Origin of the sequence: Rhizomonospora bruguierae (genome assembly GCF_018397995.1) — a bacterium.
GTDB classification, from domain to species: domain Bacteria; phylum Actinomycetota; class Actinomycetes; order Mycobacteriales; family Micromonosporaceae; genus Rhizomonospora; species Rhizomonospora bruguierae.
On the sequence record NZ_BBQH01000021.1, the window covers coordinates 81,658 to 92,320 of the forward strand.

The 10,663-nt window shown below is 74.0% G+C and carries 7 protein-coding genes and 1 pseudogene; 5 read left to right on the plus strand and 3 right to left on the minus strand.

Translation table 11 applies throughout. The features are described from left to right. Positions 1-53 precede the first annotated feature (53 nt). Complete coding sequence (locus KJS59_RS12350; RefSeq protein WP_213452989.1) at positions 54-1,127, plus strand: adenosine deaminase; 1,074 nt, start codon at positions 54-56, stop codon at positions 1,125-1,127. A 6-nt stretch (positions 1,128-1,133) separates the two neighbouring features. Here the strand turns inward: KJS59_RS12350 and KJS59_RS12355 are convergent, their stop codons facing one another. Together KJS59_RS12355 and KJS59_RS12360 are read right to left on the minus strand one after the other, a co-directional pair. Further along, complete coding sequence (locus tag KJS59_RS12355; RefSeq protein WP_213452990.1) at positions 1,134-2,729, minus strand: hypothetical protein; 1,596 nt, start codon at positions 2,727-2,729, stop codon at positions 1,134-1,136. Between the two features lie 19 nt (positions 2,730-2,748). After that, positions 2,749-3,477 (minus strand): uridine kinase family protein, encoded by a 729-nt coding sequence (locus KJS59_RS12360; RefSeq protein ID WP_249714065.1) that lies wholly within the window; start codon positions 3,475-3,477, stop codon positions 2,749-2,751. 202 nt (positions 3,478-3,679) lie between these two features. Here KJS59_RS12360 and KJS59_RS12365 point away from each other — a divergent pair, with 202 nt between their 5' ends. The 4 genes from KJS59_RS12365 to KJS59_RS12380 all read left to right on the plus strand — a co-directional run bounded on the left by KJS59_RS12365 (position 3,680) and on the right by KJS59_RS12380 (position 8,687). After that, entirely contained in the window at positions 3,680-7,249 is a 3,570-nt protein-coding gene (locus KJS59_RS12365) for a sensor histidine kinase (RefSeq protein ID WP_213452991.1), read from the plus strand. After that, complete coding sequence (locus tag KJS59_RS12370) at positions 7,246-7,650, plus strand: roadblock/LC7 domain-containing protein (protein ID WP_213452992.1); 405 nt, start codon at positions 7,246-7,248, stop codon at positions 7,648-7,650. The genes KJS59_RS12365 and KJS59_RS12370 overlap by 4 nt, the downstream gene beginning before the upstream one ends. 70 nt (positions 7,651-7,720) lie before the next feature. Then, positions 7,721-8,098 (plus strand): DUF742 domain-containing protein, encoded by a 378-nt coding sequence (locus tag KJS59_RS12375; protein WP_213453042.1) that lies wholly within the window; start codon positions 7,721-7,723, stop codon positions 8,096-8,098. A 1-nt stretch (position 8,099) separates the two neighbouring features. After that, entirely contained in the window at positions 8,100-8,687 is a 588-nt protein-coding gene (locus tag KJS59_RS12380) for a GTP-binding protein (protein ID WP_213452993.1), read from the plus strand. Positions 8,688-9,144: 457 nt separating this feature from the next. Here the strand turns inward: KJS59_RS12380 and KJS59_RS12385 are convergent. Continuing rightward, a pseudogene (locus tag KJS59_RS12385) lies at positions 9,145-10,663 on the minus strand (transposase); the annotation flags it as partial.

Below are 10,663 nucleotides of genomic sequence, written 5' to 3' on the forward strand. Positions count from 1 at the left end.
CTGTTGCTCATACGGATCGGGTTGTCGCCTCGGGAGGGAAGTAGGGTTCGTCCATGGTCGCAATCAGTCTGGACGAGATCCGCCGGGCCCCCAAGGCACTGCTGCATGATCACCTGGACGGCGGCCTGCGCCCGGAGACGATCGCGGAGCTGGCGGCCGAGGTGGGCCACGAGCTGCCCGAGTCGGACCCGGCGCGGCTGCGGACCTGGTTCGCGGCGGCCGCCGACTCGGGATCGCTGGAGCGCTACCTGGAGACGTTCGCGCACACCGTCGGGGTGATGCAGACCGCACCCGCGCTGCACCGGGTCGCCGAGGAGTGCGCGCTGGACCTGGCCACCGACGGCGTGGTGTACGCCGAGGTGCGCTTCGCGCCGGAGCAGCACACCGAGCGGGGGCTGGCGCTCGGCGAGGTGGTGGAGGCGGTGCTGGCCGGCTTCCGGTCCGGCGCCGCGCGGGCGGCGGAGGCGGGTCACCAGATCCGGGTCGGCACGCTGCTGACCGCGATGCGGCATGCGGCCCGCTCGATGGAGATCGCGGAGCTGGCGGTGCGGTACCGGGACGACGGCGTGGTCGGCTTCGACATCGCCGGCGCGGAGGCGGGCTTCCCGCCCACCCGGCATCTGGACGCGTTCGAGTACCTGCAACGGGAGAACTTCCACTTCACCATCCACGCCGGCGAGGCGTTCGGGCTGCCGTCGATCTGGCAGGCGATCCAGTGGTGTGGCGCGGACCGGCTGGGCCACGGGGTGCGGATCGTCGACGACATCGCGCCGGCGACCGGGCGGCTCGGCCGGCTGGCCGCGTACGTGCGGGACAAACGGATTCCGCTGGAGCTGTGCCCGTCGTCCAACGTGCAGACCGGCGCGGCGTCGTCGATCCGCGAGCACCCGATCGGCATGCTGCGGGATCTGCGCTTCCGGGTGACGGTGAACACCGACAACCGGCTGATGAGCAACACCAGCATGAGCCGGGAGATGGCGCTGCTGGTGGACGCGTTCGGCTACGGCTGGCCGGAGTTGCAGTGGTTCACGATCAACGCGATGAAGAGCGCCTTCATCCCGTTCGACGAGCGCCTGGAGATCATCAACGAGGTCATCAAGCCGGCGTACGCCAAGCTGATCGGCTAGCCCCGGCTACAGCAGCGGTACGGCAGGCAGGTAGACCCGGTAGCTGCCGAAGGTGCGAACCAGCACCGAACGGCCGGCGAGCCGGGCCCGCAGGTTGTCGTCGAGCGGTGAACCGGCCAGCACCACGTACCCCGGGTCGGGGGCGGCGAGCACGGCCGCCCGGTACGGCGGGTGCCGGTCGAAGCCGGGGGAGAGGTCGTCGGCGAGTACGGCGCAGACGATCCGCTCCCGGGTGGCGAACGTGAGGCGGTTGCAGGTCCAGTACTCGCCGTAGACGCGGGTGACGTCCCGCTCGGTCAGGTACGTGACGACGTCCCGGTGGTCGCGGTCGTTCGCCCGGATCCCGCCGACCGTGCCGGCGGCGGCGACCGTGGCGGCGACGGACGCCAGCAGCACGGCGGCGAGCGTCGCGCCGGCCGCGAGCCCGGCGGCCCGCCGCGCGCCGGCCCGCCGGCCGCCGGGCGACCGCAGGCCGACCATGAGCGTCCACAGTGGCCACAGTGCGGCCGGGGTGGACAGCAGCAGGCAGCTCAGGTAGCGGGCGCTCTCGATCGGCGTGAGCGCCGCGGCCGGGCTGCGCAGATACAGCAGTATGGTGACCAGCGCGGCGCCGGCCAGCGCCAGCCGGCCCGCCTGGCGCACCTGAGCGGCGGGCTCGGCGGGCGCGGTGCCGGCGGCGAGCGGTGCCGTGCGGCGGGCGGCCCGCAGGGCGAGCACCGCCATGGCGGTGGCGGCCAGCAGGAGCGGCACGTACGCGGCGCCCCAGAAGAGGTGCCCGACGCCGCACCGGCCGGGCGGGCACAGGCCGGTGCCGAGCGGGATGCCGAGCAGCACGCCGCCGTAGACCTGGTCGGCGGCGGTGAACCCGGCGGCTTCGCCCGCCATGTTCAGGTGCAGCAGGACGGCGATCGAGTTCTCTCGCAGGGGGCTGGTGAGGTCGTGCGCGACGAGCGGCGCGAGGCCCAGCAGGGCACCCCCGGCCAGCGCGGCGCCCGCCCGCCCCCACAACTCGCCACCCCGGTACGCCAGCAGCAGCGCGCCCGCCGCCGCCACATACGGCGCGACCAGGAAGTCCGCCCAGAGCGCCAGGCCGGCGCCCAGGCCCCAGAGGGCGTACGGCCACCAGCGGCGGGGAGCCCGGACGGCGAACCGGACCGCCCCGAGCAGCAGCCCGGCGGCCAGCGCGTTGATCTCCGGGTAGCCGCCGCCGGCGATCAGCTCGTCCTTGAGCACCCGGTCCGAGCCGAGCGCGAGCAGGCCCACCACGGCGACCGCGTACCAGGGCGCGTACAGCCGGCGGGTCAGCAGGTACATCGCGGCCAGGAAGGCCGCGTACAGCGCCAGCGTGACCAGGCGCAGCAGCGCCACCGACGGGGTGAGGACCGCGAACAGCGGCGCCGCCAGGTACGCCTCGACCGCGCCCATGTAGTGCTGGCCGTAGAAGAAGACCGGGTGCGCGCCGCGCTCGGCGATGTGCACCGCCATCAGGCCGATCGTCGCCTCGTCGCTGTTCGTCGGCGGAGCGCCGGTCAGCACCAGGGCCAGCCGGAACGCGATGCCGAGCGCGCCGAGCGCCAACGCCACCCGCGCGGCCCGCGTCATTCGGCCTCCCGTCCCCGCGTTACCTCTGATTCGGCTCGCCGGACAGTGTGGCAGGACCGGGCGACAGTTGGGCGCCCCACGGCGCCGCGGCGCCGGCCGGCGTGGCGCTTCCCAGGGCCGCGCTTTCCGGCGCTTGGCCCCGCGGTATCTGGTCGCCCAGTGCCCCGTCGCGCAGCCTCTCCTCGCGCAGGGCGGCGACCTGACGCAGGAACCGAGCCGCGCGGGCCGGCTCACAGCCCAGCCCTGCCTGCCGGGCCAGCACCCGGGGTTCGTCGCGCAGCAGCGCGTACCCCCGGCGCACGAGTACGCCCGGGGGCTTGCGGCGTTCGGCCAGGTCCCGCGCGAGGCGGCGGGCGAAGGTCAGGCCGCGGGGCCGCCGCAGCGCGTACGCCCCGGCGAGCAGGCCGCGGCGCGCGCACTCCGCGGTGATATCGGCGGCGAAGATACCTTCGGCGACGAAGAGTGGCGCTCTGGCCAGATCGAGTAGCCGAGCGGCCACCCGCCGGTCGGCGCCGATCGCGTACACCGGCACCTCCGCCTTGCCGTCAACGGCCAGCCGGGCAATGGTTTCGACCGCCGTCGCCGCATCCCAGGCGAGTGGTGACTCCCAGTCGACCATTCCCGCGGTGTGCGGCAGGCTCGGGTCGTCGCCATCCTTGTAGAAGTCGTCCAGGCAGAGCACCGGGAGCCCGGTCCGTCGGGCGATATACGACTTGCCCGAGCCGGAGGGACCCGCGAGAAGGATCACGCGAGCCGGATGAGATATCACTGTCTGTCACTCCGGGCAAACACCTTGCTACGAAACACTACGAACATCTCACCACAGGCCCGGCCGGTACCAACCTGGGCTTTCTTCTTGACACTCGGCGTGATGGAATCTCGGGGGTTCGACCCGGCGGGGGTCGGACGGTGAGCGGTGTCCGTGATGGCTTTCCTAGGAGGGCGGTGACGTGAGCGAGCGGTCAACGACGGGAGGCCTCCTGTCGTACCTGCGCCGGCCCGCCGGCCGGCTCCGTGACCTGCCCATCTGGTCCAAGCTGGTCCTCATCATGATCGTACCGACGATCGCGACGATCGCGGTCGGCATCAACGGTCTGGTCGGGCACCTACAGGCGGCCAAGGACGCGGAGCGGGCCCGCGCCCTGACCAGCCTCATCGACGTCTCCGGCGAGCTGGCGCAGAACCTCCAGGAGGAGCGCGCCGCCGCCGTCATGGTGCTGGGCAACCGGGACCCGAAGGCGCGCGCCGAGCGGATGTCCGCGTACAGCAAGGCGCAGGGCGCCGTGGAGCAGTCGCGCCGGCCGTACAACCGCGAGCAGGCCACGCTGAGCGACCTGCCAACCAGCTTCGCCACCCTGCTGCGGGACATCGACAAGAACCTGCAGGAGCTGCCGGCGACGCGTAGCCAGGTGGCGAACCTCAACCTCCAGCTGAGCGACGCGATCCGCAACTACACCACCCTGCTGGACGAGTTGCTGAACATCCGCGACTCGTCGATCCAGCTCGCCGGCGACAACGACCTCGGTGAGCGGATGCGGGCCACCACCGCGCTGGCGCGGCTGAAGGAGGCGCACCAGTCCGAGCGGGTGGTGGGCCTGCAGGCGCTGGCCATGGGCGACATGACCACCGAGTTGCAGCGCGCCTACATCCGCACCAAGACCAGCCAGGACCAGGCCGAGCAGCAGTTCGTCTCGGTCGCCAGCGACAGCGAACGGAAGCTGCTGCAGGACCGGGTGGCCGGCAGCGATCGGCGGCTGGCCGAGCGGTACCGGGGCGTGATGGACAGCAAGGGCCCCGGCAGCATGTCGGACCTCGGCTTCAACGCGGTCCAGTGGGACACCGCGCTGGGCACCCAGGCGGCCCTGCTGTGGGAGGTGGAGAAGCAGCTCGACGGCGTGGCCGCGGACCGGGCCACCGAGCTGTACGACGCGGTGATCCGGCGGCTGTTCGTGGAGACCAGCCTGCTGCTGATCGCCGTGCTGATCGCGTTCCTGTTCGCCTGGCTGGTCGCCCGGTCGATGGCCCGGTCGCTGCGCGAGCTGCGGCACGGCGCGCTCGCGGTGGCCCAGCACGGGCTGCCGCACGCGGTCGCCCGGCTGCGCGACCCGCAGGTCTCCACCTCCGGCTCGGCGCAGCAACTGGCCGCGCAGATCGCCGAGCCGCTGCCGGTGCGCAGCAAGGACGAGTTCGGCCAGGTGACCGAGGCGTTCAACCAGGTCCACCTGGAGGCGGTGCGGACCGCGGCCGAGCAGGCCCAGCTGCGCTCCTCCGTCTCGACGATGTTCGTCAACCTGGCCCGCCGCTCGCAGATCCTGGTCGACCGGCTGATCGGCCACCTGGACCGGCTGGAGCGCGGCGAGGAGGACCCGGACCGGCTGGCCGAGCTGTTCCAGCTGGACCACCTGGCCACCCGGATGCGCCGCAACGACGAGAACCTGCTGGTTCTCGCCGGCGCCGACTCGACCCGCGTGCAGCGCGAGCCGGCCGCCCTGATCGACGTGCTGCGCGCCGCGCAGTCCGAGGTGGAGCACTACACCCGGATCGAGTTCGGCGTCGTGGACCGGGACATCGAGGTGGTCGCGCAGGCGGTCAACGACCTGGTGCACCTGGTCGCGGAGCTGTTCGACAACGCCACCGCGTTCTCCCCGCCGGATTCGCACGTCGTGGTGGAGGCCCGCCGGGTCGGCGACCGCGCCGTGCTCTACGTCGAGGACCGGGGCATCGGCGTCAGCCCGGACCAGCTCGCCGACCTCAACGAGCGGCTGGCCACGCCGCCGGTCGTGGACGTGACCGTCTCCCGGATGATGGGCCTGGTCGTGGTCGCCCGGCTGGCGTCCCGGCACGGCGTCAAGGTCGAACTGCGCCCGGCCGCCGAGCGGGGCACCATCGCGGACGTCACGCTGCCCACCGAGATCCTGGTGCCGCGGGCGCTCGTCGGGCGCGGTCCCGGCGCGGGCCTCCCGGCCGGCTCGTCCTCGCTGGTCCCGGCCCCGCCGGCCGCCGGTCACTCGCCGCTCGCGCTGGAGAGCGGCCTCGCCCCCGCGAGCGGTGGCCCGGGCGGCGCGCCGGCGGACGGCTTCGGCCGGCCGTTCGAGCCCGCCGCGCCGGGGCTCAACGGCGGTTCGTTCAGCGGCTTCACCCCGGTCAGCTCCCCGCCGGCCAACGGTCCGGGTGGTCCGGCTGTGAACGGCCCGGGCGTCAAGGGGCCAGGCGCCGGCGGGCCCGGCGCCAACGGCCCGAGCCGACCGCTGCCGGCCTGGTCCGACCTGACCGGCGCGGCCGGCACCAACGGCGGCGGCGCCACCGGCACCGACGGCACGGCCACCGGACCCGGCGGCGAGGCGCTTCCGCAGCGCCGCAGCGGTGACCACTGGGCGGTCGACGGTGAGGTCTCCGGGCCGCCGGCGGGCATCCCGCGCCAGGTGCCGACCAGCCCCGAGGTCGGGGCGAATGGCGCGCCGGCCAACGGCGCACCGCGCCCGGGTGGCTTCGCCGAGCGGCTCTCGTCCCGGCCGGGCGGCCCCGGCGGCCCGCTGGCCCCGCGCCCGGGTGGTGCCGTGCCGCCGTCCGCGAACCCGCCGGTCGTGCCGCCGGCCGCCGCGCCGCCCATGGTGCCGCCGGTCGCCTCCGCTCCGCCCGCGGTCTCCGTGCCGCCGGTCGTGTCCGCCCCGCCGGTCGGTTCCGGGTCGCCCGCCGGACCGGCGGCCCCGCCCGCGTGGCCGCCGGTCGCGCCGGAGCGGGAGGCCACGCCGCCGGCCCCGCCGGAGCGGGTCGCCGCCGCGCTGGACATGACCGCCGAGCTGCCCCGGGTCCGCCCGGACGAGCTCGCGGCACCGGCCACGCCGTACGTGCCGCCGGCCCAGGCGCAGCGGCAGCGGTTCGCCGACGAGACGATGGAACTGCCGATCTTCCGGGAGCTGGAGTCCGCCTGGTTCCGCACCCGGCGCTCGGCGTCACCACCCGGTGCGCCCGGCGGGTCCACGACGATCGCACCGTCTGCACCGGCCGGGGCACCGTCGGCGCCCACCGGGCCGGTCGAGGAGAAGTTCGCCCCGCCCGCGATGCCCCAGGTGGGTCCCATGGGCGGGGCGGGCGAGATACCAGCCCCGGCACCCGTCCCGGCTCCCGCCGTGAAGCCGCCGGCGCCCCCGGTGCTCAGCCCGCCGCCCCCGCCCATTGAGGCGATCCGGCCGAGTTGGGAGACGGCGGCGGACGACGGTTGGCGGGCCGCTCAGGCACTGGCGGAGATAGACATCGACGAGACGACCACCGCGGGGCTGCCCAAGCGGGTACCGATGGCGCAGCTCGTGCCCGGCGGAGTAGAGAAGCCGGTCGCGGCGGTCCAGCGGCGAACGCCGGAGGGCGTCCGCGGCCTGTTGTCCGCGTACCACCGGGGGGTCCAACGCGGGCGCACGCAGCCGAAGGACGAGCATTCTCCATCGGTGGGAACCGCAACCGACCCGGGACCAACCCCGGCCGGGCCGGATTCCGTGCAGGCTGGCAAGGAGCATGAGGCATGACAACTACGCAGGATCTCGGTTGGTTGCTTACCAACTTCGCTGATCGGGTGCCCGGGGTCGCGCACGCCATCGCGGTGTCTGCGGATGGCCTGCTGCTGGCCGCCTCCCGGGACCTGCCACGGGACCGCGCCGACCAGCTCTCCGCCATCGCATCCGGCCTGGTGAGCCTGACCCAGGGCGCGGCGCGCTGTTTCGAGGGCGGGGCGGTGTTGCAGACCGTGGTCGAGATGGACAATGGGTTCCTGTTCCTGATGTCGATCTCCGACGGCTCGTCGTTCGCCGTGCTGGCCGCCCGCAGCTGTGACGTGGGTCAGGTCGGTTACGAGATGGCGCTGCTGGTGGACCGGGTCGGCGACGCGTTGACCCCGGCCCCGCGCACTGCCGCGGGCATGCTGAGCTGACCGGCGACCATCACGGGGGCGGCGCGCGGTACAGACTGGACTCGAGCGGGAATGGAGGTGACGGCGAATGATGGCGGAGCGGGATGAGCCGACCGGCGCGCTGGTTCGGCCCTACGCCGTCACCCGTGGGCGCACCCGGCCGAGGCTGGAGATCGCGATTGAGGCGCTCATCGAGACGACGGTTCGCGGGCGGTCCGCCGGTTCGCTCAAGGGCGGGCACGTACGCGAGCATCAACATATAGCCGCACTCTGCGACGGCCGCTTGCAGTCGCTCGCGGAGATCGCGGCGCGCATGCAACTGCCGCTCGGGGTCACCCGGGTCCTCATCGCCGACATGGCTGCGGATGGCCTGGTGGCGGTGTACGAACCGACGTCCCTGGAGGACGCACCGGACGCGGTGGGCACGGAATTGCTGGAGAGGGTGCTGAGTGGACTTCGCAGGCTCTGAGATGGCGCAGCGGCCGACGGCCGGACGCGTGACATCGGCGAAGATCGTCATCGCCGGTGGCTTCGGCGTCGGGAAGACCACGCTGGTCGGCTCGGTCTCCGAGATTACGCCGCTGACCACCGAGGCGATCATGACGTCGGCCGGTGTGGGGGTGGACGATACGCGGCAGGTGCCGGGGAAGTCGACCACCACGGTGGCGATGGACTTCGGCCGGATCTCGATCGATCGTGACCTGATCCTGTACCTGTTCGGCACGCCCGGGCAGACGCGGTTCTGGTTCATGTGGGACGAGTTGGTCCGGGGCGCGATCGGTGCGGTTGTGCTGGTCGACACCCGCCGGCTGGCCGACTGCTTCGCGGCGATCGACTTCTTCGAGCACCGCCGGCTGCCGTACCTGGTCGCGATCAACCGCTTCGACGGGATGCAGTACCACGACCCCCAGGACGTCCGCGAGGCGCTGGCGATCACCCAGGACGTGCCGGTGATCAGTTGCGACGCGCGGAACCGGGAGTCGACCAAGCAGGTGCTGATCTCGCTGGTGGAGTACGTGCTGACCATGCGCCGTCAGCGGGCCGTCGCCCCCGCCTGACCGATCGCCGTACCCGCGCCGATCCCATCCCTCGTCGCGGTAGCGATGCCCTGTGCCCGCAGGTCTGAACCTGTGTCCGAGGCACCTACCGCAGCGGGGCGACCGATGGCGCCTGGCCTGCGTGGCCTGCTCGCCCGCGGCCTGATCGTGCTGCGTGCCCGCAACCTGCGCGGGGTGCAGTTCCGGGCCCGCGCCTGGTTCGGTGCCGGCCTCATCGCCAGCACGCCCACCACCGGCGTGCCGGGGGCGACAACCGGTGGGCGCGGCGGCGGTGCTGGCCTGTGCGGCGGCGAGCGCCGGGCACGCCAGGGAGGGCGACCACACGTCCGCGCACGCGGAGGCGGGCCTTATCCACTGGCTCGGCGCCGGAGGGCGCCGTCCTCAGTGGGAAGAAGCGTGCGCCCAGCCCCGCGCCTACCGCGGCCTTAGCGCGGTTTCAGGGTGATGTGCGGGCGGGTCAGGAGCGCCGGCCCGCCGAGCGGTACTGGAAGTCCCGGTCGTCGTCGTGCTCCTCGATGTCCCGGCTGAAGTCCCAGCCGTGCGCCGACTCCCGGCCGGGGCGGCCGCCCACCGCGAACCCGTTGATCTCCTGCCCCCGGCGCCAACCCTTGAAGTAGTTGGTGGTGTGCGCGGCGATCGTGTTCGCGTCTCGGACGATCCGTAGCGGGCGCTCCTCCCGCATCGGCGCGCCGGGTACCAGGTTCGCCTGCGGGACCCGCCGCGGCAGGCCGGCCTGGGTCGCGTCGCCGGTCGTCGGCTCGGCGGCCACCTGCTCGGCCGCCCGCCACCCGTCGTCGAGGGGGGAGGACCAGTCCTCAACGGCTTCCGGGTCGCTGAACCAGGCCGAGCGCACATCCGCGAAGATCAGCAGATCGCCGTCCTCCTCGGCGGAGACCGGCGGCTCGAACGACGGCTCGTTCAGGCTCGACCGGCGCCCGTTGCGCTCGGCCCGGCCCGGCTCCTCCGGCTCGACCAGGCGCAGCGACGGTGGAGCCTGCGGCAGGTCCGCCAGGTCGCCGCGCCGCGCCGGGGCGCCCAGCGACGGCGGCTCCACCAGGCGCAGCATCGGCGGCTCCTGGGGCAGGTCGTCCGCCAGCCACGGCGGCGTGATCCGGTTGTCGCCGGTGCGCTGCTCCGCCGGGTGGTCCCGATCATCGAAGGAGTTCCCGGCCGGCGCGTCGTCGTCGGCGTTGCCGACCAGCGGCCAGTTCGCCCGGGAGCCCGGCTCCGTGCGGGCCTCGGGGCGCGGCGTCGGTACCGGCACGACCACGTCGGTGGCGCTCATGCCGGCCCGGCCCGCCTGCTCGGCGCGCTGTTGGCGCATCTCGCCGGTGGCCTGCCGGGCCGCCCGGGCGCTGTTCAGCGCCGCCGTGGTGAGCGTGGGCCGGAACGGCTGCCCGGACTCGGCCGGCGAGAGCGCCCCGCGCTGGGCCGGCACGATCGGCGTGATGCCGGGGGGCGGGGGTGGCGGCACCGAGACGGGCCGGTTCCCCGGGGCCTCGCCGCCGTACGGGGCCGACGCCTGCTGGCCCGGCGCGTGCGAGGGCGGGGCGGAGACCGGCTGCTGCTGCGCCGGCTGCCCGGCCGCCGCGCCGTACATGGCGCCGTTGGGCTGCGGCACCTGCCCCTGCGGCACCTGCCCCTGCGGCACCTGCCCCTGCGGCACCTGCCCCTGCGGCACCTGCCCCTGCGGCACCTGCCCCTGCGGCACCTGCCCCTGCGGCGGCAGCTGGCCCTGTGGGTACTGGCCCTGCTGGGGGTACTGACCGGTCGGGAAATCGCTCGGGAAGTGGCCCGGTGGCATCTGGCCCTGCGGCGCGTACCCGTTGGGCACCGGCTGACCCGGAGCCACCGGCTGGCCCATCTGCTGGACCGGCATCGGCTGCATCGGCTGTTGCAGGGGAGCCGGCGGGGTCGGGCCCTGCGCCATCTGGTTCACCGACATCGGGCCGCCGTGCATCGGAACCATCGGCGGC

Excerpts from the sequence above, each read along its gene's own strand:
- KJS59_RS12350 (WP_213452989.1), top strand. The coding sequence starts at position 54 with ATGGTCGCAATCAGTCTGGACGAGATCCGCCGGGCCCCCAAGGCACTG.
- KJS59_RS12355 (WP_213452990.1), bottom strand. The coding sequence starts at position 2,729 with ATGACGCGGGCCGCGCGGGTGGCGTTGGCGCTCGGCGCGCTCGGCATC.
- KJS59_RS12370 (WP_213452992.1), top strand. The coding sequence starts at position 7,246 with ATGACAACTACGCAGGATCTCGGTTGGTTGCTTACCAACTTCGCTGAT.
- KJS59_RS12375 (WP_213453042.1), top strand. The coding sequence starts at position 7,721 with ATGGCGGAGCGGGATGAGCCGACCGGCGCGCTGGTTCGGCCCTACGCC.
- KJS59_RS12380 (WP_213452993.1), top strand. The coding sequence starts at position 8,100 with ATGGCGCAGCGGCCGACGGCCGGACGCGTGACATCGGCGAAGATCGTC.